We start from the raw sequence: 20,174 nt of genomic DNA, 5'->3' as shown, positions 1-20,174 counted from the left end.
ATATGAAAATATTGATGAAATAGGATTAGGTGGAACTTATCGGTGAATTGGGCGCAATACCCCGAGTTTTACCAAGCGCCGCAGTGGCATTGGCATCTTAACGGGGCCAATGGGGTCGGGGAAATCCTCACTGATGTTTGCCTTGTTCGAGAGCATTGACCGCGAAGCGCGCTGCTGTCATACCCTGGAAGATCCGGTCGAGTTTGACCAAGAGGGCGTGACCAAAACCTTAGTTGAGCCTCGGAGAAAGTTCACCGAAGAGGGGGATATCTATCTCGATTATGAGTTTTATGCGCAGGAGCAGCTCAGGCAAGACATCGATATCACGGCGTTTGGTGAGCTGCGAACCGCCAAGGCGACCAAAGAGTTTATTCGCAAAGGGGAAACCGGTGGACTGGCGATTTCGACGTTACACGCGAACTCGGCCATTGGGGTGCCTGCGATATTGATTGAGCAGCTGGGGATCGCCCCCTCAATGGTGGCGGCTCCTGGGTTGATGCAACTGTTTAGTCACCAAAAGCTGATTCGAAAACTGTGCCCAGATTGTGCACTCCCTTTGTCTGAGGCGGGGGAGGTCTATCAACGCTGTGGTAAAACCGAAGAGTTTGATGTCCTGACACGTCAACTGAATGCGGTTATTGATGAACACCACCAATCACAGGTTCGTGTACGTCATCCCAATGGGTGTCCGAGCTGCGGCCAAAAGGGTGAAAAAGGACGTCTGTTGGTCCTAGAGCTGATTGCGCTAGAAGATGCGGACCGAGAGTTTATCAAGCAACAAGATTATTTAGGCTGGAAACGTTACCTAGAAAGTCAAGGCTGGCCAGACATTCGTGAGCATACCCTGCATCGTGTTCGTCTTGGTCAAGTGGATTTGGCGTCGGCCTCAGAGCAGGTCGATGGATTGATGCCTGTGGCCAGTCAGCAGCGCTATGCCCAGATTAAACAGGAGATGGGGTTATGCTGAGCCAATTAGAGCAGCGATGCTTTGGGCGTCGTGAGCAGCGTGAACTCCTAGAGCAATGGTTGTTGTGTTTGGAAGACGGGCTCACGATTAGGGCTTTTTGTGCGCTATTGGTTGAGCATGAAACGGGCAGCGCGAAAAAAATCGGTCAAGAAGGGCTTGAAGCGCCTGGGCAGGGGAAAACCTTCACTCAGGTGTTATCGAAATGGTGCGATCCGGTGGTCATTGCGGCGATCGATGCGGCAGAGCAGTCTGGCCAATTACTCATAGGCGTGCAGTCGGCCATTGATGAATTGGATGGCGGTCAAAACATCATGGGTCAGCTGGCGTTTGTGATGGGATGGCCTCTGCTTGTTTTGATCATAGTTGGCGTGTTGGGCACTTACGTATCGGGTGAAATTTTACTGGCAACCCCTACAGCAACGGGGTTAGCTGGTCAGCTTCGTGACATGGTCATTCATGGCGGGCCTTGGTTCATCGGCGTTTTGTTTGTGATGTTTGTGGCTATTGGCTTAGCGTTGCCACGTTGGTCTGGCCCCATGCGCGCTATGTTCGACCGCTGGCCACTGTTTTACCACTATCGATTAGGTGTGGCGGCGCAATTGCTGCGAACCCTTGCCAATCTCTCCAGTGCCGGAATGACTTTACCCATGGCCATGAAGTTGATGATCCCAAACGCCAGCCCCTATATGCGTTGGCATCTCAATCAAATGCACGCCCATCTCTCGATGAAAGCCAATCTTGGTCAAGTGGTGGATACTGGTTTGTTGCTCCCCAAGAGCGTATCAAATTTAAAGGTACTTGGTGACAATCATCAGCAGTTCTCGCGCTTGCTGAAACGCGCTGCGAGCCATCACAGTGATATGGCCAGCCGAAAACTGAGCCGATTAAAGCAGTTGTTACCCAAAACCATCATCTTGGTGTCCGTCGTGTTACTGGCCACCTTACTTATTCTCTCAATGTTCCAACTCCTCAATTCAATTTAATAAAAAAGGAAAAACCATGAAATCTATGAAAACAATGACGTCACTGCGTAAAAAACAAGGCGGTTTTACTATCGATAACTTTTTGCTTTGGATGGTGCTTGCCGCTTTGGCTATGGCGATTGCGGTGCAAACGTATGTGACCGCAAGAGCCAATCTAAACCGGACTGCGGTAGTGACCGCCGTTGGCTCAATAAAAGCCGGCGCGGAGAGTACCAAAACCATCAATCACACCGGCGTATCAATGGCTAAGTTATGCGGCGCTAAGCGTAACGCTGTACCAATGAAAATATGTGGGAGCACCCGTGATGGAGTCAAAACGAATCCCTATGGGGGGAACTATACGGTAACCGTGAATACGTCCAACTCACAGCTGATCGATATCGGCATTACCAACGTTGACAGCCAATACATTGATGACTTAGCGGATGCACTTGCCCCCCATACAGCGGCAAATTGCACTTCTGCAACAAGTTGTGGGGGCCTTACCGTGGCTGAAAACACCATTACGGTCACGATGTAATGACACCAATCAGTGTGATATTGACAAGCAGCTTGGCGCTATCGCTTATCGGAGTCAGTACCACCTTGTGGTATTCACTTTCCCATCGTCAAGACACTCAGCTTAAGGCCAGTCAAGAGGCGTTGATGGAAGGGATGAAACTGGCGTTAACCGACCATGTTCACGCCTCAAAGTGTATTGATCCTCTGCCATCGGTGACGCCATCTTTTCTCGCACAGCAAGGGTGGTTAACGGGCGCGAATTGGGAAAAGACCCCTTGGCAAGTGTCATTAGGGTGGGAGCGAGTGCCCCACAGTGATTTTGTGGTGCTGTCAGTTCAATATACCGCGCCCAATGAAACCGAGGGGGCGTTACTCAGAGACGCAGCGGTTGGCAATGTGTCGCAGTGGCGCTATGACCCAGAGAGTAGGTCCCTGAGTGTTAAGCAGATGGTGTCTGTCACGGAATCAGAATGGGCGATGATGGATTTTAACATGGAGAGCGGCTGCTATGCGTCGTATGACTAATACCAAAGGGTTCACTCTTTACGAAGTGCTCTTGGTACTGAGCATTATTGGGGGGCTGTTAGCGGTTGGTGTCCCTGCGGTGATGAAGGGGTATCGATTCGTAAAGATTCAAGATTACATCGAACATCTAGAGCTTGTGACCAGACAGGTTCAAAGTTATCAGTTTTACCGGGTCAAGGCCCAAGGCATTGACCCTGACCCCGATTTTAGAGAATCACTCCAAAGCTGGCCTGCGGACGTCAATGCATTGATGAACGACTACAGCTCTCGCTTTTGGGAAAGTTGCAGTGAAGAAGAGGAAGCGGCAGAGATTTGTATTCGTCCAGATTATGTCCCATTTAGTCAAGGACGATTGACGTTAAAGCCGGTTTGGGACACGACGATTCTGCCTATCCCCCAAGGGCGATATTACATTACCGTTCCGATTGGCCAACTGCCCGATGATGGGACTTACGGCAGTTGGAAAACCGCACTATTGAAATTTCCAGGGGCGCGTGTCATGCCAAACTATGATATTCGCATTACCGTCAAACCTTTAACCAAGACATTGCAGTATCGAGAGTATCTGCAAAAAGATGGCTCGACGCCCTTAGATGGCGATTGGGATACGGGGGGGAACTATGCGATTACAAACGTGAAAGATGTGTTTGTGCGCAATTATGATGGCTCTCAAAAGGGAGTGGTTAGCCGTCTAACCGATATTTATACCGTTGCTCACGGAACTTGGGTCCAAAAGCCCAAATGTCCAATCAATAAGAAAATAATTACTAGTCTGTCAATTACAGAAATTCTAACGGACAGATATCACACACTCACTGGTATGCAAAGAGCTTACAAACTTAATGAGACAGAGACCCATGTGCAAGTTGGATTAGATGTGGGTGCCAAGCGTAATTCAGATGGTGCGAACGTGGCTTTACATTTGGGATTAGTCACGCTCTCTTTGCAGTGTAAGTAAATACAGGAAACATCACATGAGAGAAATAACTAAAGAATCATACTTCCAATATTCAACAAAAACGGATAAGCGAGATTTACATAGTTATCAACACTTCTATAGTACTTTTTCTAGGGAAATACCGTCCCTTATGACGTTCCTGAGTATTATTTTCTTTGCTCTTACATTCACGTGCAGTAATGCATTGGCAAAAGTGACATATGAAGATGCAATTCAGCAAGATGAAGAGTTAAAACTTACCAATCCTCACACTCCCAGAACCCATGGGTTTACTAGTAGTGAACTCTCTGTACAAACAAGCACTTCAGATACACGTGCATGGTACAACCTACTTGGATCTAGAGGTAATAATGGAGTCTATTGGAACACAACCAGCAACCCCATTGTTGTTGCAGTCACCCCAAGGGGGGAACGTTGGGAGGAGATGATCGCTTATGTCAACGGGATTCGATATGGTCGTATCTATTCAGGAGACTTTGGAGGAGGAGCAACTATTACGATGGAAGTTCCTGTGGGAGGAAGTTACCAAGTCAGTGTTCGCAACCTTCGTGGGGCTGGATATGGCATAACGAGTTGGCTTGAGTTTCGATAAGCCAAATTGATTTGACAGAACGCCCTGCTAGAATGCAACTTGTCTCACCTCTATTAGGGCTTTATTTTGACTAAAGATGAATTCAAACGATTATATGAATCAAAAGGATGGACTCCAATCACTCTCTCTAAACGTTGGGGATATACGGCTGCAACTCGAATACATCAAATTGCTTTAGAAGTAGAATGCGGTCATAAAAGGGCACAGTCGTATATTGATATGCTAAATGGCTTACCTAATCTTAAAAATCAAAAAAAAATAGCGCCTTGACAGTTAAATATATTTAACTTTAATATGTTACTAATTGCTTAGCGGTGAGATAGATAATGAATAAAAAATTAGCCGGTATTGCGCTAGCGATAGCTTCCTATTCAGCAGTGGCTGTAGAAAATGGAACACTTCATAGTTGGACTGAAAACGCTGATCTAGCAACATTCAATTGCACAGGCACTCTGTTAGGAGGTAAGCATCTTATAACAGCAGGCCATTGTGAATTACAAAAGGGAAATATTGCTTTTTCTGATGGTAGTTGGTCGAACGCAGTCGTCAATAATCATCCTGGAGGGGTTGGTGATCCAAACGGGCCTGATGTTGCTGTCTGGAATTTAGAACAAATTCACTTATCAGAGGATATTCATTTTATAGCTAACCTTGGCTCGGAACCCGTTAATAACGGAGACTATATCGACATTTATGGATTTGCAGGCAGCCAAATACTCAATGTAGCAAAGACACAAATAGATATACTCGGAACTTCAAATACTAATTGGTATAGCACAAAAGATATTGGCGCTGGTATTACAGAAGCAGGAGACTCAGGCGGCCCATGGGTAAATCAAGATGGCGATATTGTGGCTATTCACAATTCAGGTGCTGATGGAACTATGTTGGCGACGAGTTTATACGTCGTAAAAGATTGGCTTTTAGAGCAGATCAATGGCTGGCATTACCCTACACTGAAAACAGGCAATGGTGACATCAGCATCAAAGTGCAGTCTTTGCATCAAGGTGGGGTTGCAGACAGTGCGTACACTACTGGTGACATCACTCTGATTGGCGGAAGCTGTGTGGGTCACACACTCTCGGCATTTGAGACCTGTACGTATGATGTCTCTGCGCCTAACAACGCATCAGGCACATTACATTTAAGTGCCACTGAAGCCATCAACATCAATCCTGCCAAAACACACAGTGTTGATACCCAGAATGCCAGTGGTGGTAATGGTGGAGGCGGTGGCTCTCTAGGTGGGTTAGCGCTGCTTATGCTTGGTGCGCTTGGTTACAGACGACGTCGTACATGTTAATTTTCTACTAAGGGATCGAGAACTATGAATAAATCATCACTCATTGATGCGGTAGCGAAACACGCCAATCTCACCAAAAAACAGGCGGGCATGGCGATAGAGAGCATGACAGAAGCCATCAGTCACGCATTGGCAAACGGTGACGAGGTCACATTAGTCGGGTTTGGTTCGTTTAAAACCACGCACAGAGCGGCAAGAGCGGGCAGAAACCCCAAAACGGGAGAAACGTTGGAGATAAAAGCCTCTACCGTCCCAGCCTTTAAGCCAGGTAAAGCCCTGAAAGACGCTTGTAACCCCTAATCTCATTGCCGCACCTTCTATGGACCTGCGCACTGACATTGAATTGCATTCGATGTCGGTCCGTAGGACACAACCAATAGGGCGGGAGTGCTACCATAAAACCTATCATTTGTCACGAAACAGGGGCGTTTAAATTCGTACGAAATTAGACGCCCCTATTTTCCATTCCTGTTTTTATCCTTGCTATCGTGGTCTTTCTGTTGATTAGGAGAACCACGACATGTCCAACCCGTCTTCACGAAAAAAGGCGTTGATTAAATTTGCCCTGCACACGCTACTGGCTGTGGGGGTCAGCGCCAGTGTGACTGCCATCGCAGCCTATTGGGTTACTGAGCAAAGCGATAGGGCACGGCACCGTCTCAAGCAAGAATTATTGGCTGACATCCAGTCACAAAGTGAGCATCAATCGGCGGCGATTACCGCGTCTGAGCAAAAGCTCACACAGCATATGCAACCTTTCATCACTCGCCTTGAAGCCCTAGACAGTCAAATGCTGTCCGGTATGCAAACGCACCAACGTTTGCAAAACGCGTTGGATACACTGGCTAACGAAGTTGCAGAGCAAACCAAGGGCATTCAAACCCTCAAAAAGCAGCTTCGAGCAGTTGAACAGCGCCCAAGCGGCAATACGGTGGCCACACCTAAGCCCAAGAAACCATCACCGTCTCAGGTCGTAACCAAAGACTTACCGTTTCGTCTTTTTGATGTTCAAAAACGGGGCCTGTCGTATGTGGCCATTATTGGCCCTAAACAGACGAGCAGTGTGAGTGGGTTAATGGTGCTCTCAGCGGGACATCGTTATCAAGGGTGGCGATTGGATTCCGTGACGCGTGAGGGCGTGCAGGTCAGCCAAGGTCACAATCAACTCTTTCTGACACTTCAGGGGGGAGCGTGATGATAAAGAGAGTAGGGTTACTGCTTTTGGTTGCCTTTGCCAGCACGGCCAGTGACATTCAAACCACTCGTGAAGTCCCACAGGGGATTGACACGTTATCACAAGCCACGCAATGGGGGCTGACAGAATCCGACTGGGCGCGCTACCAGGCGCTACTTCAATCCCCGCAAGGCTTTGGGATGTCGATGTCCAACCCCTTGGTGGTGCTCGGTCGCTTTGCAAGAAACGATGAGGAAAGGCACCGTTATGCCGAGCAGCTGATGCGCTTTGAGCAATCGCGCACCGAAGGACTGCTGGCCTTCAATCGTGCCTATCAAGCAGCTTGGAAAAAATCAAACCCAAACCTAACCCCGATAGGCCATACCAGGCCAGGCCGCATTGCGCTCTTTGTTCGTCGAGATTGTGCAGCGTGCGACCAAGCTTTTACCCATTGGCGCTCTCAAGGGGTTGGTGTCGATGTCTTTATGACCGATAGCCTTGGAAACGATCTCGCCCTTAAGCAGTGGGCCAGTGAAGTGGGCGTGCGAAAGCGAGAGGTCTCGCAAAAAGAAGTGACGCTTAATCATGACACGCAAGGCTTGGCATTTACCTTAGCCAGAGGCACGCCTCTCCCTGTGGCCGCAACACGACGAGGTGGGCAATGGTCCGTTATCGAATCGCCATAATAGTGTGGTTGCTTTTCACCCCGACAGCATGGGCCGTACCACCTCTGTATCAACTCATTGCTGAGCGTGAATCCATACCGCCAACCGTGCTCTACTCCCTCGCCCTAACGGAAAGTCAGATCTTGCTGAGTAATGGCACCGTGCGCCCTTGGCCATGGACGCTGAATGTGGACAAGAAACCTTATCGTTATTCTTCTAAAACCGAAGCGTGTCAGGCACTGATGCAGTTTTTGAGGCATACCCCGTCGGTCGATATTGGCTTGGCTCAGATAAGTTGGCGTTGGCACAGCGCGCCTTTTTCAAAGCCTTGTGATGTCCTTGTGCCTGAAACCAATTTGACCTACGCCGCACAGTTGATGGCACAGGCCTATGCCAAGTTTGGGGACTGGACGAAAGCGGCGGGCTTTTATCATCGCCCAGCAGGTGGTGCGCCAGCTGAACGTTATCGGCAGGATTTTGCTAAAAATTACGCTCGCACCCTTATTACCTTTCCAGGAGGTGGTTCATGAACCGATGGCTCGTAATCTTTATGGTTATCGTAAGCAGCGCCGCAAACGCGAATCCTGCATCGAACGCAAAAGCGTTTGCACCCATGCTCCCCGTAAAAACGCCGTCTCTGACACCTGGCAAGGTTGCCAAAGGCACATTCACCACTCATTTGGATAAGCCTCTCTTTATTGTTGGTGCTGACAGACGCTCACATCGTTGGCTGGCGCGACATCATGCCTATCTTAAATCGATTAATGCCATGGGGATCGTGGTCAACGTGGCCAACACTGGCCAGCTCAAACGGTTGATGAGTTACGGCTTACCTTTGTATCCGGTACAAGGTCGTCAATGGGCCGACCAATTTGCATTATCGCATTACCCTGTGTTACTTGAAAATGGAGAAATCAAGCAATGAGACTGAGACCCAAACGTGTCAAGGACCGCCACGTTCACCACCCTTTACGAGATGCGGATGTGCATAATGTCGTGGCTAAGGTCCATACTATCATCGCCCAACCTGAGCTCACCCCTCTGATTTTAGCGCTTGCTGAACAATGCCTATTGGAATCGGTACGCCCTGAAGCGGCGATGATGTCTCTGGTTGATGGGAATCGACACACCCAAGATAACCCCCGCTACTTCCCTCAACCTGCTGAGGCGATGGAGTCGCTATCATGACACCCGTTGAGGGATTATTGCGTCCTGTAGAAGAGCGCGTCAGTGTCTATACATTTGCTGTTGGCGCTTTCTGGGTCGCGCTCGAGCCGGCAAATTTTTTATTAACGCATCACAGTGCATGGCTGGTTTCAAGCGTGTTGTTGGGCCTAGCTGGATGGCGAGAACATCAAGCTAGGCAGTTAATACACTATCAAAAAGGGCTCAAAAGCCTACCCTTTTGGGCGATGGCCTCAAAAGACATTCCGGTCTATCAAGATAAGCTGTTTTTGGGTAAAGGCTTTGAAGTCAGGCCCAGACACGCGCAGCGCTTATATGATACCCGCCAAATTTGGGCGGAGAGATTTGTTGCGCCAAGTCGGCTATATCAATGGGCGAGACTGATGGAAGCACGCTATGAGGGCACACCTTTGGGCCGATATTTTGCTCAAAAGCCGGTGTTTGACCAAGGCAGTGTATGGTCTGGTTTGAACCCTATACTCAAGCGCTGTCATCTCGCTCCGCCTCTACCGCCAGTTGGCGGCGATCCCTGTTTGCATGGGGTTGGGCTGGCTGAAGAAACCGACTGTTTATTACCCGCCAGTGCAAGAGCAGGGCACACCCTAGTGCTCGGCACCACAGGGGTAGGCAAAACACGCTTGGCGGAATTACTTGTGACACAAGATATTCGCCGAGGCGATGTCGTCCTGAACTTCGATCCAAAGGGCGATGGGGACATGCTGCTGAGGATGTACATCGAGTGTTTGCGCTCAGGACGCCTGGATGATTTTTACATTCTGCATTTGGGCTATCCCAATCAAAGTGGGCGTTATTCACCATTGGGGCGTTTCAGTCGCATCACTGAGGTGGCCACTCGTGTTTCAGGTCAGCTGGAAGGCGGTGGCAACAGCGCTGCTTTCAAGCAGTTTGCGTGGCGATTTGTCAATATTATTGCCAGAGCGCAGGAAGCGTTGGGTAGACGGCCAGACATGGCGTCCATACAACGGTACGTCACGGCCATTGACGAGCTGTATGTTGATTACTGTCTGAAAATGCTGCCCACGTATCACCCCAAAGCGGTCGATTTTGTGGCCGCGATTGAAGCTGACGTCACTGAGCAAAATACCCCTAGGCACTTACAAGGTCGAAGCCCAAGAGTGGTCGCGCTAGAGCGCTATTTCCAAGATTATCCGGTCGATGATGATGTGCTGGGCGGGCTTCGAAGCGCCATTCAGTACGATAAAACGTACTTTGATAAAATCGTCGCCTCACTATTGCCACTGCTTGAGAAGCTAGGAACGGGCAAAACCGCGCACCTAATTTCACCCAAGCATCGTGCGCATGATGAGCGGCCAGTTGTCGATTGGCGAGAAATCATCAATCAAAATGGCGTGGTCTACATCGGCCTCGACGCCCTTTCCGATACCACCGTCGCGGCCGCATTCGGGAACAGTATGTTTGCCGACCTGTGCTCTTTGGCGGGCGAGATTTATAAGTTTGGTAACACACCAGGTATGGACAACGCCAACATCAAGCCACGTAACATCATGATCCATGCAGACGAGTTCAATGAGCTCATTGGCGATGAATTTATTCCTATCCTCAATAAGGCGCGAGGCGCCAAGTTTTTCGTGACGGCCTATACACAAACCGAGTCTGACATCGAAGCGCGTTTGGGGAGCGCGGCGAAAGCTGGCCAGACGAAAGGCAACTTTAACACCTTGATCACGCTTCGGGTACGAGAGCTTAAGACCGCCCAAATCCTGACCTCTCGAATGAAAAATGCCACGATTCGTGAGGTGGTGCCAGATTCCGGTGTCAGTGATGCGCCTGGAACCCGTACCGGCTTTAAATCGACCAACAAAGACACGATTCAAACCAAAGAAGTGCCGCTTATCTCCGACAGCGATCTGACCAACCTTCCTATTGGCCAGGCTTATGCTGAGCTTGAGGGCGCGAAATATTGGAAGCTTCGCTTTCCGTTACCCAGCAGTGTGGGGGATGAAGCCCTGCCAAGCTCCATTCAAGAGCTGGTCGACAATATGAAAGCACGTAATCAAACGTTAGCGCCGGTAGAGTGGTCAAAAACGCTCAATGAGCTGGATAAAGACTGGAGCGAGACGTTTTACCTATCCGAAAAAGAGGCACTGACCGTCGAAGGGGTGTCATTAGAGGCCTATCACGAATGGATGAACACCGATGTCAAAAACACCACGAACAGAGCCGAAACGCTCAGAGCATGATTCTTATTCATCACCGCTGACCTGGCCTTTATCGGCAATTTTCCACACTGGTATCATATGGGTATTGCTTGTAGCACTAGAATGGAGTGGTTATCTGGGGCCAACTGGCCAACATAGCCGAAGCACTTTTATCCACCTCATCGAATCTCTTGAGTCACAACCTGGCGCTCAGCAATGGGTGTTTGTGTTATTTCAGTGGATATTAGATCACGCACGCCCACTGGTTGAGGTCTCATTTGTCAACGGTATGTCGTGGTTACAACCTTATTGGCAAGGGGTCGTGTATGTAACGCTTTCACTCATCACCCGTCTTTTATTACTGGTCATGGCCATGCCGTTGTTTATGTTAGTAGTGATACTGGCGTTTCTGGATGGTCTCGTCGTTCGTCAGCGCCGCATTGCGATGGTCGGGCGAGAAACCGAGACCATTCATTACTATGCAAAGCGATTAATGCCATGGGCGGCAGCATTAACCGGATACCTGTGGCTACTGTTGCCCGGTGTTTATGCAGTGGCGACTCAGTGGTTAATTCTTCCAGGTGTCGGTTTATTTGGCCTGATGGTTCATCAATCTGTCGCAAGCTACAAGAAGTTTGTGTAATAAAGACGTCATGATGAACAACAAAGAGGCTCTAAATCGCTAAGCATACTTGACTGGACATAGATAAAAGCGATTAAAGCGTGCTTGGATTGGGTATGCTCATCAACTGATATCCTTCGAGTACCGTTAACAACTTGCCTTGCATGTGTTGGGTCATATCTTCTATACCCGCGTCGCCCACAGGGCAAGCTATCAGACGGGTCGTATGGTCTAGGTAATCCGCGGTCGCAGCGGTTTCTCCGACGGTTCGACATGGGTCGTCATAGCTTCGCCACCCATGCATCAGCACTAATATAGTCTCTCCTTGTGCATCTTTTATCATTGTAGGTGCTCTTGGGGTTTCGCCCATAGCCTCACCTTGAGTTAGTACCTCTACATCAGTATTGGTCGCATTCTCACCACAACCGCCGACAAGCATAACGAGCAGTAGTAAGGCAGCAGATTTTCGAGCCATATTCATGGATTGTTTCTTCCTAATTCGTGTATTTTCGAACATGTTATACTTGCTGTGTTGCGTTTTATCGTCAATTATTCGTTATTTCTACAAAACAGAGACCAAGAAAAAGCCATGAAAGTAGCCATAAGCCCCTTTTACCCTCGTTATTTGGTTAGTGAGATAAGTTCAGCACGAAAAGGCATCTCGATTTGGATCAGCTTGCCTTGTTCTTTAAAAGCCAAATTCATGTACTGACGATCAAAATATTGTTCAACTGCCGGACTCCAAAACGCTGCATCTTCTGGCGCGTCTGCTTTGATTTTCTCGATGTCCATAGACCGCTTTACCCCCTAAGAAAAGGAACGGTAGAAAGGCCGTTGTTGAGTAGCCAATTTTTGATTTCGTCTTCGGTTAAGTGAGGCTCTACAATAGCCCAACGGAAGCCTTGTTTAGACCACTTACCGCCTGCCCCTTTGAATTCAACTTCGTCAACATAAACAACCACGATTTCGTTACCATCGGCTGTTTTTTGTGGGTAGCGTTCGATATTATCACTGGTACGAATCGTCAAACTCTCGTTATACATATAAGTATCTGTAATCACTTTCTATTCCCCTAAAGTTTCGATTCAAGGTAAGCAAGCGCAGCATCAGAGTAAGATTCACCCGCAGACAGCTCGGTTAAGCCTTTTTGTACAAGCTCACGCCCAACTGCTGATAAACGCTTAGTTTGGGGCATCATTTCGTATAGGGCACTCATATTTGTAACTGCTCGATCGATATCTTGAGCAAACGAATCACGTACTTTTGATCGTTCAATTTTATTATGGCTGGGTCTATCCACACCATCTTTTTCAGACTGCAAAGACTGACACAGCCAAAGCAACTCAATGCCTCTATCAATCACTTGGTTGATATCTGCCATGTGTTTATTTACCCTGTGGTACTGAGTCAACAATGATCGTGTCATAGTCACCGCTTAGTAGTTCTAGTAAATCCAAATCACCCTCGCGGTCTAACCCTTTTATCTTGGCCATTGCCTCGTCGTAACTAGTGTAATCGCCCTTCGGTTGAATGGTTGCCACCTTGTGACCAAGCTTTTCCAACTGAATCCGCTCAGCTTCAGCCTCTTTGGCGACGTGCGCCATTGCAGTGCTATTTAGTTGGATGCCAAGTACTAATTGAACATAGTAGCCAGCTAGTTCGCCGTCTTCGACCTTCTGCCAATGTTTAAGGTTGTTGATATCAATACCTTTCTCAATTTCCTGCTTAATATCTGACATTTGTTTTTTCCTCTATGTCCTTATTACCTATCTAGTGAACCCAATCTTCGAGCTTTAACCCTTTTACGCGCTGAAACTCTCTTGTGTTATTCGTGACAAGTACACTACCCGTAGCAATGGCATGACCTGCGATAGCGGTATCGTTGTTGCCGATCGGTGTACCTTTCGCCATTAGATCACGCTTCACGTTAGTCGTCGCATCAACAGCCCCTTTGTCCCAAGGCAATATCGCATCTACTCGCTTGAGAAATTCTTGAACAAGCACCGCATGTTTGGGTGAGGCTTTTTTTCCTAACAACCCATACTGCATTTCTTGGTAGGTAATTGCCGAGATAACGATTCGATGTTGTTTACCAACTACGGATTGAAGTTTTTGCAATACAGTAATAGGCTGCTCCCTCATAATGAATGAACAAATACACGTATCAAGCATGTAATTGATTTTCTTATTCAAAATCGAATCTTCCTTCATCCGTAATCACATCTTCACGGTTGGCCATGAAATCACTATCAGCCTTTTCTTGCTCACCAAATGAAAGCCAATCTGGTCGAGCGGGACGTAAGGTGATGACATCACCTTCTTTGTGAATTTCGAGCTCATTCACTCCGTCAAACTCAAAATCTTTTGGTAAGCGAACCGCTTGGTTCTTGCCGTTTTTAAAAATTGATACTGTTCTCATAACACCCTCTCTTTAGACATATGCCTAACATATGATTAGTATAAGCCGCAAGCGGCATATGTCAAGCATATGAAGCGGTTTTAAAAGGCAATTTCTGCGGCTTTTGATAACTGATTTATTGATATGTCGATGTGCTCCAAACTCATAGATGGTTCGCTGTGTCCTAGCGCCCTGGTGAGCTAAAAATACACACACAACGACTTTTGGCCGTGTTGTTCAGCTTATCACAGTTGGACAGGGACTTTGGGGGAAACAAGGCAACTCAGTATTCACCATTTCATGTAAGAAATGCCGCACGCATAGACAGACGTAGAAAAAGTCGCCCGTCCATTAATTTCCAAGCCATACCATATATTTATCCTCTTGTCACGAAACAGAAGCGCTTAAATTCATACGAATTTAGACCCCGCTATTTTCCCCAGAGCCTTTTTTCCTTGGTATCGTTTTTCGACCAATGAAATAGAGGATACCCCATGCACCGTATTAAACCGCACTGGCTAATGGCAGCGATACTACTGATGTCGCCGTCAGCAATGGCCACCGTGGACGGCGAACGAGCTGAGCTCAAGCTCATTCAAAGGCACATACAGAAATTGTATTACCTAATTGACCGAGCAGAGCAAGAGGCCGACGTACGTCAATCGCATCAGTTCTATTACGACGCACTGAGAGCCGACTTGGCTGATATCGAATCTGGCATTGACGTCTATCTCAATCCAAGCCGTGCAGGGGCTAAACCTGTTCGTCCTTTGTCTGGGGACTATATCTCAGGTCAAAACGATGAGTGACGAATCACATCATGCCATTGATGCGTCTGATGCCTTAGACGCCTTTGCCTACGGAGCGGGGTTTTCGGCCTCGGACAGCCATTTGGTCTTCGCCGTTTTGGTCAACGTCTCCTGTTTGTTCTGGGTTATCTGGACATTATGGAGTGGGTTTAAAGGCTTACGGTCAAAGGCCATGGATAAGGAAACCTATCGCCGCCTTATTTTTAAAGCAGTTTTTGTGTACCTCATAATAACTTTTCTCATGTTCTATGGAGTTAACGGATGAAAATACTTCCCTCTTTCAAGCGCCCTCTTATCGGCGCAATAGCTATGGCTAGTAGTAGTGCACAAGCCAAGATCCCACGCAATCAAGACCCCACCCAAGGTGCCAGTGACAGTGTGTTGGAGATTCTTTTTTACTACGGCTACGACATTTTGTTGTACGGCGGGTCCATTTTTGCTGCGTTTTGTACGATTTACTACCTTGGGCATGTTTGGGACATTTATAGCCAAACGCGTGAGGGGAAAAAAACCAAGAAAGATTTGCTAACCGATGCGATTATTGGCGGCATTTTGATTTTACTCACTATCTGGGGGATAAATTACGGCCTAAACATTATGGGTAGTACCTAATGAAATCGCCCGCACTCCTCAATGTAAAACCTCCGTTCTACAAAGGATTGTCACTGTCTGAGGTGGGCTTACTCACTACGGTCAACACACTCATTATGACCTGTGTTGGTGCGGGGCTGATGGCATTAACGGGGATCGGTATGTTGTGGGTTTTGTCCGTATTTTTGGGTCTGGTGAGCGTGTTTGCGATGCCCAAAGTGATGATTAACACCATAACGCGGGCAAAACGTGCCCACTGTCAAAGTTATTTTGAGATGAAATTCGACCGCTTTAAACACGCCAAGCGATACCAAACTCAGTCTCGAAAGATGGCCACAAAGAGAATTGAAGATCATGACTAATCATTCCCTGGTAACAATGGCACTGTCGAACAGCGCCCCTGCCACACCCTACAAGACCTATGACATTATCCCAACGGATGGAGGCGGCCCTATTTTACTGCATGGTCGACTGCTCAGTTACGCCGAATTTACGGTGCCTTACACAGTATCGACCAATACCAGCATGACTTGCGAGCAATTAAGATACGTTCGCCAAGAGTTGTATGTATCCAGTGATGGACAATATCTAGCGGTTGAAACCATTACGCTTGGCGACGCGTCAGGCTATCAACGAGAGTGTGCATGTTGGTCTTACACCTCTGCAAATGAGGTAAAGCCTCCTTTTCGTTACCCAAAATATCGTGGTGCCCTTCTGTTACAAGCCGGCATTGACTGTCCATGGACGATAGAGGCCACAGCCACATCGCCTTCTTATGCCGATAAAACGTTCGACACACTTAAACTCTGGTTTCACACCGTCTTTCATGCCCTAAAAGGATTGGGCCGCACGGGCAATCAGGCCGATATTGAACGGGCAATTATCGAAGCCGATAACCTCTATCAAGATTATTGTAATCATCATCAGGCTTTGAACTCGACCTTCGAATCTAGACTGCTTGAACAACGTTTAGCCGCCATCGCTCAGCATTCAGTGGCCGAGCGCAGACAATGGCTCTTAGAAAACCAATCATGGGTGCTTTTCATCATGAGTCAATTACCCAATATGGTCATTCTCCCCGCGTCTAGCTCTGGCTTCACCCATGTGATTTTTCAGGGCCAACTTTTGTCACAACATTCCGTTAACGATTGTACCTATCAGTTGTACCAGTTGATAAACGACAAGGAAGAACACAGTGGCTGGGTAGGACGCCAACAGCAAGACTCGCACGCACACTCTTCGGTAGAGCATTTGGAGCTGCCTCAAGATATCTACCAATTTTTTGGGGCGGATATTGCTTTCACTCTCGTTCAACAGATCGATGCCCCTCAACGCCCCTTGTTGTGTATTGGCTCAAAGGAGAACAACCATGGCTGAATCCCGTTTAAGAAGCGCATTAGCCGGTCGCGATGCTCATATTCGATCGCTTCGAGTTGCGTTGGTCTGCGTCACAACCTTAGCTTTGGTATCAATGGGCGGATGGTATCAAGCCGGAAAAGACATTACCGTTCACAATCCGCCCGATTTGACATCAGGCACCAGTCGTCCTTGGTGGGAGGTGCCTAAGCCCAATGTCTACAGCTTCGCTGCTCAGATTTTTACCCAAATTAACCGTTGGAGTAGTGACGGTAGTGAAGATTATGAACGCAATATTCATGACTACAAACACTACTTAACGCCTCAGTGCCGTGCAACGTTGGAAGAAGACCTCAACCAAAAGCGCAGTCGTGGTGAGCTTGCCGGTCGTGAGCGAAGCGTTGCTCAAATATCAAGCCTTGGGTTTGCGGACTGGCGCGTCATAGCAAAAGACAGAGACAACTGGGTCGTCAACGTCGATTTAGAGCTCAAAGAGTGGGTCGGAACACAAGTGGTGAAACAGAACTACATTCGCTGGCCACTCAAGGTAGTGCGTTATGACATTGACCGCAATGCGAACCCTTGGGGCTTAGCCCTCGACTGCTTTGATGCAGAACCAAGAGAAATTCAATTTAAACACAAGGAAAATAAGCAGTGATAGTCCGATGCTTTTCAGCCCTTATCAGCCTTTTTATCTTACTAAGTCATTCGGCTGAGGCCAACACTGAAAGAGCGATGCAATGGCAAGGTGCCCCGTTGCCCGTCTCTTTAAAGGTCAAACAGGAAATGATCATCACATTCGATAGCCCCGTTCGCGTGGCTATCCCTTCCAATCTCAAACCCATACTGACGGTGGTGAGTTTGGGGCCTCGTGTCTACGTAACCGCGCAATCAACATTTGATAAACGTCGTATTCAGGTCGAGCGACTCAATGATGGCCAACGCTTATTGATCGACGTCAGTGCCAGCACCCTGGTAACAGCGCCGCCTCATGTCACGATTCATTTTGATGACATACCAGATATCGCGCCAGATACCCATGCGGTCGATAAATCCGCAGAGCTTAAAATGGACGATTCGGCGTTATTAGTACGCTTTGTGATGCAAACCCTTTACGGTCCCGATCATGCCATTGAATCACTACCCGGTGTGAAACGCTCACCAATGGGTTTGATGGATAATCTTGCGCTGGCTACATTCCCGCTTTGGCAAGTCAGTGCAAAACCTATCGCAGCATGGGCTTATCAAGACTGGGTGGTAACCGCGATAGAGGTCACTCATCAAGGCAACCAAACTCTGCGATTAGATCCGCGTCAAATCACGTTAGGGCAAGGATGTAAACTCAAACGCTGCATGGCTACCTTCGTTCATCCTGACTTGGGTCCAGCACAATCAGACTCTTCAACAACCACGGCGTTAATCGCTACACCTGGGCCACTTAAACACTATCTGTATGAGGGGGCATCATGGTAACTCGCAATAAATTGGCCATCGGACTTGCTAGTGTGCTGGTTGCCGTTGTGCTTATTTCTATCTTGGGGAGCAAACGTGAGGCTAAGGAGTCTAAGCCTTTAGAGTCAAACGACTCATCACCGCCTGTGGTTGTCGAGAGTCAGGCCTTGGGCGGAGCATTCAAAGATGGTGCGGCCGACACCCTAAGGACCTTGGCCGCTACCATGACCCTTACGAAACGTGAAAATGAAGCGTTAAAGGGGCAGCTCAACAATGCAAACCAAAGTCTCGGTCAACAGGAAGAGAAAACGCAGGCGCTGGAAGACAGTTTGGCCACATTAACTCGACGACTTTCACAGTTGGATGACCAAATCAAAAACCAATATCAGTCACTCAAAAACAAACAGCAACCCATCTTACCGTCTACAGAAACCGGTGATTGTGACGATCCCACATACCAGGCTCTAGGACTTGGAGATACCGATTGTCAGTGGAACGTGGATACGTCAAGCACGAATCAAACGAATTCATCGATGGAAGAAGCTTGGGTATGGGTCGACCCATTGGATGCCAACTATGACGATGAGGGCAAGCTTATCCCCCCCACAACAGCCCTGTTGCCTCAAACGTCCAGCTCGTTGTCTATACCAAGGACAACCACATCGGCAGAATCAAAGACGTCCACTAAGATCCCGCTCTTCTCACTTCATCCTGGCGCTGTACTTGCTGACGCCAATGCAATGACAGCGTTAATGGGCCGAGTACCAATGGATGGTCAGGTCACAGACCCTTACCCATTTTCTATGATCATCGGCCCTGAAAACTTATTGGCAAACGGGATGATATTACCCGAAATTAAGGGTGCCATCGTCACAGGAACCGTGACCGGAGATTGGAGTCTGTCGTGTGTCCGAGGCGCCATTGAAACCTTTTCTCTGATTTTGGAAGACGGTGAAATCATCAATTATCCAGAGCAAATGGAAGGGGTCATTCAAGGCGATTTTGATGGCTCAGAAATTAAGACCCAAGATTTAGGTTATCTTGCCGACCCCACAGGAAACCCATGCATCAGTGGGCGACGCATCAGTAATGCACCAGAATATTTGACGAGCAAAGGACTACTTGATGCGGCCACTGCTGCAGCTAATGCCGTGGCTATTTCCCAACAAACCATCAGTGTCGATGGCTCAACCAGCACAGCCGCGTTAACAGGCAGTGCGACAAAAAACGCCGTTGCTCAAGCCAGCGCTGCGAGCGCTCAAACCGTCTCCGATTTCATTCAATCGCGTATGGGCATGAGTTTTGACATTATCTATGTTGAGCCTGGTGTAAAAGCGGCCATTCACCTAAGACAGCCCATTACTTTACACCGCTCAGAAACACCCCGTTATGTACGTTCTCCACAACTGACAACAAGAGGTCATTATGCGCTTCCTTAATACCTTTTCTCGATGCGCTCTCTTTGGTGCGCTTATTAGCTTAATGGGTTGCTCTACCAACCAAGAGGCCATATTGCCTCAACCTGACACCGATGTTTACGCCATTTGGCAACAAAAAATGGCTCAAGAGGCTATCCCTTCCTATCAAAATCACCGCTCTCTTTCGGTCAGCGATGAAATACGCCGACAAAGTGATTATATTCGGGATGATGTTCGGGACACTAAGAAGCAATTTCCTAGAATTGCGAATCCCGATGTAGTGCTGTATGTATTCCCACATCGCAGCGGTGCGCTCCCTGTACCAGGTTATACGACGGTCTTCCCATTGTACGAACGAGTGCATTATGAGCTGTAGGAGTAACAGACGAAGGGCCCACTAAGGCCCTTCGTTTACATGCCATAAATCAAAAATGCCCCATTTCGTTTTGCGATTATGCCAAAGTCTGTGGAATTTCCCCTTCTCGAATACACAT

The 20,174-nt window shown here is 48.1% G+C and carries 32 protein-coding genes; 25 read left to right on the top strand and 7 right to left on the bottom strand.

Annotated features, from left to right (window positions below; translation table 11 throughout):
- Positions 1 to 109 precede the first annotated feature (109 nt).
- From QQK21_RS17325 to QQK21_RS17250, 16 genes are all read left to right on the top strand, one after another.
- Entirely contained in the window at positions 110 to 967 is an 858-nt protein-coding gene (locus QQK21_RS17325) for an ATPase, T2SS/T4P/T4SS family (RefSeq protein ID WP_431313137.1), read from the top strand.
- Positions 961 to 1,950 (top strand): type II secretion system F family protein, encoded by a 990-nt coding sequence (locus QQK21_RS17320; RefSeq protein WP_284193444.1) that lies wholly within the window; start codon positions 961 to 963, stop codon positions 1,948 to 1,950. The genes QQK21_RS17325 and QQK21_RS17320 overlap by 7 nt, the downstream gene beginning before the upstream one ends.
- 16 nt (positions 1,951 to 1,966) lie before the next feature.
- Positions 1,967 to 2,470 carry a hypothetical protein gene (locus tag QQK21_RS17315; protein ID WP_284193443.1) on the top strand — a complete coding sequence of 168 codons (504 nt, stop codon included), beginning with the start codon at positions 1,967 to 1,969 and terminating at the stop codon, positions 2,468 to 2,470.
- Positions 2,470 to 2,976, top strand: coding sequence for a hypothetical protein (locus QQK21_RS17310; protein WP_284193442.1), 507 nt, complete (start codon positions 2,470 to 2,472; stop codon positions 2,974 to 2,976). Before QQK21_RS17315 ends, QQK21_RS17310 begins: the two co-directional genes overlap by 1 nt.
- Positions 2,960 to 3,934, top strand: a complete 975-nt coding sequence (locus QQK21_RS17305) for a type II secretion system protein (RefSeq protein ID WP_284193441.1) — start codon at positions 2,960 to 2,962, stop codon at positions 3,932 to 3,934. The genes QQK21_RS17310 and QQK21_RS17305 overlap by 17 nt, the downstream gene beginning before the upstream one ends.
- Positions 3,935 to 3,950: 16 nt before the next feature.
- A complete protein-coding gene (locus QQK21_RS17300) occupies positions 3,951 to 4,526 on the top strand; it encodes a hypothetical protein (protein WP_284193440.1) in 576 nt (191 codons plus the stop codon).
- Between the two features lie 66 nt (positions 4,527 to 4,592).
- On the top strand, positions 4,593 to 4,796 hold the full coding sequence (locus QQK21_RS17295; protein WP_284193439.1) for a hypothetical protein: 204 nt from the start codon (positions 4,593 to 4,595) through the stop codon (positions 4,794 to 4,796).
- Between the two features lie 56 nt (positions 4,797 to 4,852).
- Positions 4,853 to 5,830 carry a trypsin-like serine protease gene (locus tag QQK21_RS17290; protein WP_284193438.1) on the top strand — a complete coding sequence of 326 codons (978 nt, stop codon included), beginning with the start codon at positions 4,853 to 4,855 and terminating at the stop codon, positions 5,828 to 5,830.
- 24 nt (positions 5,831 to 5,854) lie between these two features.
- Positions 5,855 to 6,130 (top strand): HU family DNA-binding protein, encoded by a 276-nt coding sequence (locus tag QQK21_RS17285; protein ID WP_284193437.1) that lies wholly within the window; start codon positions 5,855 to 5,857, stop codon positions 6,128 to 6,130.
- A gap of 220 nt (positions 6,131 to 6,350) precedes the next feature.
- Positions 6,351 to 7,025, top strand: coding sequence for a hypothetical protein (locus tag QQK21_RS17280; RefSeq protein WP_284193436.1), 675 nt, complete (start codon positions 6,351 to 6,353; stop codon positions 7,023 to 7,025).
- Positions 7,025 to 7,690, top strand: a complete 666-nt coding sequence (locus tag QQK21_RS17275; RefSeq protein ID WP_284193435.1) for a TIGR03759 family integrating conjugative element protein — start codon at positions 7,025 to 7,027, stop codon at positions 7,688 to 7,690. The genes QQK21_RS17280 and QQK21_RS17275 overlap by 1 nt, the downstream gene beginning before the upstream one ends.
- A complete protein-coding gene (locus QQK21_RS17270; RefSeq protein WP_284193434.1) occupies positions 7,666 to 8,199 on the top strand; it encodes a transglycosylase SLT domain-containing protein in 534 nt (177 codons plus the stop codon). The genes QQK21_RS17275 and QQK21_RS17270 overlap by 25 nt, the downstream gene beginning before the upstream one ends.
- Positions 8,196 to 8,594: a PFL_4695 family integrating conjugative element protein gene (locus QQK21_RS17265; protein ID WP_284193433.1), complete on the top strand. Its 399-nt coding sequence runs from the start codon at positions 8,196 to 8,198 to the stop codon at positions 8,592 to 8,594. The genes QQK21_RS17270 and QQK21_RS17265 overlap by 4 nt, the downstream gene beginning before the upstream one ends.
- Positions 8,591 to 8,857, top strand: coding sequence for a hypothetical protein (locus QQK21_RS17260; protein WP_284193432.1), 267 nt, complete (start codon positions 8,591 to 8,593; stop codon positions 8,855 to 8,857). The genes QQK21_RS17265 and QQK21_RS17260 overlap by 4 nt, the downstream gene beginning before the upstream one ends.
- Positions 8,854 to 11,076 carry a type IV conjugative transfer system coupling protein TraD gene (gene traD, locus QQK21_RS17255; RefSeq protein WP_284193431.1) on the top strand — a complete coding sequence of 741 codons (2,223 nt, stop codon included), beginning with the start codon at positions 8,854 to 8,856 and terminating at the stop codon, positions 11,074 to 11,076. The genes QQK21_RS17260 and traD overlap by 4 nt, the downstream gene beginning before the upstream one ends.
- Complete coding sequence (locus QQK21_RS17250) at positions 11,033 to 11,677, top strand: IncC plasmid conjugative DNA transfer DtrJ family protein (protein ID WP_284193430.1); 645 nt, start codon at positions 11,033 to 11,035, stop codon at positions 11,675 to 11,677. Before traD ends, QQK21_RS17250 begins: the two co-directional genes overlap by 44 nt.
- 73 nt (positions 11,678 to 11,750) lie before the next feature.
- Here the strand turns inward: QQK21_RS17250 and QQK21_RS17245 are convergent, their stop codons facing one another.
- From QQK21_RS17245 to vapB, 7 genes are all read right to left on the bottom strand, one after another.
- Positions 11,751 to 12,173: a hypothetical protein gene (locus QQK21_RS17245; RefSeq protein ID WP_284193429.1), complete on the bottom strand. Its 423-nt coding sequence runs from the start codon at positions 12,171 to 12,173 to the stop codon at positions 11,751 to 11,753.
- Between the two features lie 104 nt (positions 12,174 to 12,277).
- Complete coding sequence (locus QQK21_RS17240) at positions 12,278 to 12,448, bottom strand: hypothetical protein (protein WP_284193428.1); 171 nt, start codon at positions 12,446 to 12,448, stop codon at positions 12,278 to 12,280.
- A gap of 8 nt (positions 12,449 to 12,456) precedes the next feature.
- Positions 12,457 to 12,717: a hypothetical protein gene (locus tag QQK21_RS17235; RefSeq protein ID WP_284193427.1), complete on the bottom strand. Its 261-nt coding sequence runs from the start codon at positions 12,715 to 12,717 to the stop codon at positions 12,457 to 12,459.
- An 11-nt stretch (positions 12,718 to 12,728) separates the two neighbouring features.
- On the bottom strand, positions 12,729 to 13,037 hold the full coding sequence (locus QQK21_RS17230) for a hypothetical protein (protein ID WP_284193426.1): 309 nt from the start codon (positions 13,035 to 13,037) through the stop codon (positions 12,729 to 12,731).
- 4 nt (positions 13,038 to 13,041) lie between these two features.
- Positions 13,042 to 13,395, bottom strand: coding sequence for a hypothetical protein (locus QQK21_RS17225; RefSeq protein WP_431313136.1), 354 nt, complete (start codon positions 13,393 to 13,395; stop codon positions 13,042 to 13,044).
- Between the two features lie 31 nt (positions 13,396 to 13,426).
- On the bottom strand, positions 13,427 to 13,849 hold the full coding sequence (locus QQK21_RS17220; RefSeq protein ID WP_284193425.1) for a type II toxin-antitoxin system VapC family toxin: 423 nt from the start codon (positions 13,847 to 13,849) through the stop codon (positions 13,427 to 13,429).
- Positions 13,842 to 14,075: a type II toxin-antitoxin system VapB family antitoxin gene (vapB, locus tag QQK21_RS17215; RefSeq protein ID WP_284193424.1), complete on the bottom strand. Its 234-nt coding sequence runs from the start codon at positions 14,073 to 14,075 to the stop codon at positions 13,842 to 13,844. The genes QQK21_RS17220 and vapB overlap by 8 nt, the downstream gene beginning before the upstream one ends.
- 473 nt (positions 14,076 to 14,548) lie before the next feature.
- Here vapB and QQK21_RS17210 point away from each other — a divergent pair, with 473 nt between their 5' ends.
- The 9 genes from QQK21_RS17210 to QQK21_RS17170 are packed head-to-tail and all read left to right on the top strand — an operon-like array spanning position 14,549 to position 20,056.
- Complete coding sequence (locus tag QQK21_RS17210; RefSeq protein WP_284193423.1) at positions 14,549 to 14,863, top strand: integrative conjugative element protein, RAQPRD family; 315 nt, start codon at positions 14,549 to 14,551, stop codon at positions 14,861 to 14,863.
- Positions 14,856 to 15,128 (top strand): DUF3262 family protein, encoded by a 273-nt coding sequence (locus tag QQK21_RS17205; protein WP_284193422.1) that lies wholly within the window; start codon positions 14,856 to 14,858, stop codon positions 15,126 to 15,128. The genes QQK21_RS17210 and QQK21_RS17205 overlap by 8 nt, the downstream gene beginning before the upstream one ends.
- Positions 15,125 to 15,475, top strand: coding sequence for a TIGR03745 family integrating conjugative element membrane protein (locus QQK21_RS17200; protein ID WP_284193421.1), 351 nt, complete (start codon positions 15,125 to 15,127; stop codon positions 15,473 to 15,475). The genes QQK21_RS17205 and QQK21_RS17200 overlap by 4 nt, the downstream gene beginning before the upstream one ends.
- Positions 15,475 to 15,816: a hypothetical protein gene (locus tag QQK21_RS17195; RefSeq protein WP_284193420.1), complete on the top strand. Its 342-nt coding sequence runs from the start codon at positions 15,475 to 15,477 to the stop codon at positions 15,814 to 15,816. Before QQK21_RS17200 ends, QQK21_RS17195 begins: the two co-directional genes overlap by 1 nt.
- On the top strand, positions 15,809 to 16,831 hold the full coding sequence (locus QQK21_RS17190; protein WP_284193419.1) for a hypothetical protein: 1,023 nt from the start codon (positions 15,809 to 15,811) through the stop codon (positions 16,829 to 16,831). The genes QQK21_RS17195 and QQK21_RS17190 overlap by 8 nt, the downstream gene beginning before the upstream one ends.
- Positions 16,824 to 17,468: a PFL_4703 family integrating conjugative element protein gene (locus QQK21_RS17185; protein ID WP_284193418.1), complete on the top strand. Its 645-nt coding sequence runs from the start codon at positions 16,824 to 16,826 to the stop codon at positions 17,466 to 17,468. The genes QQK21_RS17190 and QQK21_RS17185 overlap by 8 nt, the downstream gene beginning before the upstream one ends.
- Complete coding sequence (locus tag QQK21_RS17180; RefSeq protein WP_284193417.1) at positions 17,465 to 18,283, top strand: TIGR03749 family integrating conjugative element protein; 819 nt, start codon at positions 17,465 to 17,467, stop codon at positions 18,281 to 18,283. Before QQK21_RS17185 ends, QQK21_RS17180 begins: the two co-directional genes overlap by 4 nt.
- Positions 18,277 to 19,701 carry a TIGR03752 family integrating conjugative element protein gene (locus QQK21_RS17175; protein ID WP_284193416.1) on the top strand — a complete coding sequence of 475 codons (1,425 nt, stop codon included), beginning with the start codon at positions 18,277 to 18,279 and terminating at the stop codon, positions 19,699 to 19,701. Before QQK21_RS17180 ends, QQK21_RS17175 begins: the two co-directional genes overlap by 7 nt.
- Positions 19,688 to 20,056 carry a TIGR03751 family conjugal transfer lipoprotein gene (locus QQK21_RS17170; protein WP_284193415.1) on the top strand — a complete coding sequence of 123 codons (369 nt, stop codon included), beginning with the start codon at positions 19,688 to 19,690 and terminating at the stop codon, positions 20,054 to 20,056. Before QQK21_RS17175 ends, QQK21_RS17170 begins: the two co-directional genes overlap by 14 nt.
- The last annotated feature ends 118 nt before the right edge of the window (positions 20,057 to 20,174 follow it).

The sequence above is a fragment of the Vibrio zhanjiangensis genome, assembly GCF_030161235.1.
Taxonomy (GTDB): domain Bacteria; phylum Pseudomonadota; class Gammaproteobacteria; order Enterobacterales; family Vibrionaceae; genus Vibrio; species Vibrio zhanjiangensis.
The sequence above is the reverse complement of the archived record's forward strand: the minus strand, read 5'-3'. Positions and strand labels throughout refer to the sequence as shown.

Bases quoted from the DNA above. Each gene is read 5' to 3' on its own strand.
- QQK21_RS17325 (WP_431313137.1), top strand. From the start codon at position 110: ATGGGGTCGGGGAAATCCTCACTGATGTTTGCCTTGTTCGAGAGCATT.
- QQK21_RS17320 (WP_284193444.1), top strand. From the start codon at position 961: ATGCTGAGCCAATTAGAGCAGCGATGCTTTGGGCGTCGTGAGCAGCGT.
- QQK21_RS17315 (WP_284193443.1), top strand. From the start codon at position 1,967: ATGAAATCTATGAAAACAATGACGTCACTGCGTAAAAAACAAGGCGGT.
- QQK21_RS17310 (WP_284193442.1), top strand. From the start codon at position 2,470: ATGACACCAATCAGTGTGATATTGACAAGCAGCTTGGCGCTATCGCTT.
- QQK21_RS17305 (WP_284193441.1), top strand. From the start codon at position 2,960: ATGCGTCGTATGACTAATACCAAAGGGTTCACTCTTTACGAAGTGCTC.
- QQK21_RS17300 (WP_284193440.1), top strand. From the start codon at position 3,951: ATGAGAGAAATAACTAAAGAATCATACTTCCAATATTCAACAAAAACG.
- QQK21_RS17290 (WP_284193438.1), top strand. From the start codon at position 4,853: ATGAATAAAAAATTAGCCGGTATTGCGCTAGCGATAGCTTCCTATTCA.
- QQK21_RS17285 (WP_284193437.1), top strand. From the start codon at position 5,855: ATGAATAAATCATCACTCATTGATGCGGTAGCGAAACACGCCAATCTC.
- QQK21_RS17280 (WP_284193436.1), top strand. From the start codon at position 6,351: ATGTCCAACCCGTCTTCACGAAAAAAGGCGTTGATTAAATTTGCCCTG.
- QQK21_RS17275 (WP_284193435.1), top strand. From the start codon at position 7,025: ATGATAAAGAGAGTAGGGTTACTGCTTTTGGTTGCCTTTGCCAGCACG.
- QQK21_RS17270 (WP_284193434.1), top strand. From the start codon at position 7,666: ATGGTCCGTTATCGAATCGCCATAATAGTGTGGTTGCTTTTCACCCCG.
- QQK21_RS17265 (WP_284193433.1), top strand. From the start codon at position 8,196: ATGAACCGATGGCTCGTAATCTTTATGGTTATCGTAAGCAGCGCCGCA.
- QQK21_RS17260 (WP_284193432.1), top strand. From the start codon at position 8,591: ATGAGACTGAGACCCAAACGTGTCAAGGACCGCCACGTTCACCACCCT.
- traD (WP_284193431.1), top strand. From the start codon at position 8,854: ATGACACCCGTTGAGGGATTATTGCGTCCTGTAGAAGAGCGCGTCAGT.
- QQK21_RS17250 (WP_284193430.1), top strand. From the start codon at position 11,033: ATGTCAAAAACACCACGAACAGAGCCGAAACGCTCAGAGCATGATTCT.
- QQK21_RS17245 (WP_284193429.1), bottom strand. From the start codon at position 12,173: ATGTTCGAAAATACACGAATTAGGAAGAAACAATCCATGAATATGGCT.
- QQK21_RS17240 (WP_284193428.1), bottom strand. From the start codon at position 12,448: ATGGACATCGAGAAAATCAAAGCAGACGCGCCAGAAGATGCAGCGTTT.
- QQK21_RS17230 (WP_284193426.1), bottom strand. From the start codon at position 13,037: ATGGCAGATATCAACCAAGTGATTGATAGAGGCATTGAGTTGCTTTGG.
- QQK21_RS17225 (WP_431313136.1), bottom strand. From the start codon at position 13,395: ATGTCAGATATTAAGCAGGAAATTGAGAAAGGTATTGATATCAACAAC.
- vapB (WP_284193424.1), bottom strand. From the start codon at position 14,075: ATGAGAACAGTATCAATTTTTAAAAACGGCAAGAACCAAGCGGTTCGC.
- QQK21_RS17210 (WP_284193423.1), top strand. From the start codon at position 14,549: ATGCACCGTATTAAACCGCACTGGCTAATGGCAGCGATACTACTGATG.
- QQK21_RS17205 (WP_284193422.1), top strand. From the start codon at position 14,856: ATGAGTGACGAATCACATCATGCCATTGATGCGTCTGATGCCTTAGAC.
- QQK21_RS17200 (WP_284193421.1), top strand. From the start codon at position 15,125: ATGAAAATACTTCCCTCTTTCAAGCGCCCTCTTATCGGCGCAATAGCT.
- QQK21_RS17195 (WP_284193420.1), top strand. From the start codon at position 15,475: ATGAAATCGCCCGCACTCCTCAATGTAAAACCTCCGTTCTACAAAGGA.
- QQK21_RS17190 (WP_284193419.1), top strand. From the start codon at position 15,809: ATGACTAATCATTCCCTGGTAACAATGGCACTGTCGAACAGCGCCCCT.
- QQK21_RS17185 (WP_284193418.1), top strand. From the start codon at position 16,824: ATGGCTGAATCCCGTTTAAGAAGCGCATTAGCCGGTCGCGATGCTCAT.
- QQK21_RS17175 (WP_284193416.1), top strand. From the start codon at position 18,277: ATGGTAACTCGCAATAAATTGGCCATCGGACTTGCTAGTGTGCTGGTT.
- QQK21_RS17170 (WP_284193415.1), top strand. From the start codon at position 19,688: ATGCGCTTCCTTAATACCTTTTCTCGATGCGCTCTCTTTGGTGCGCTT.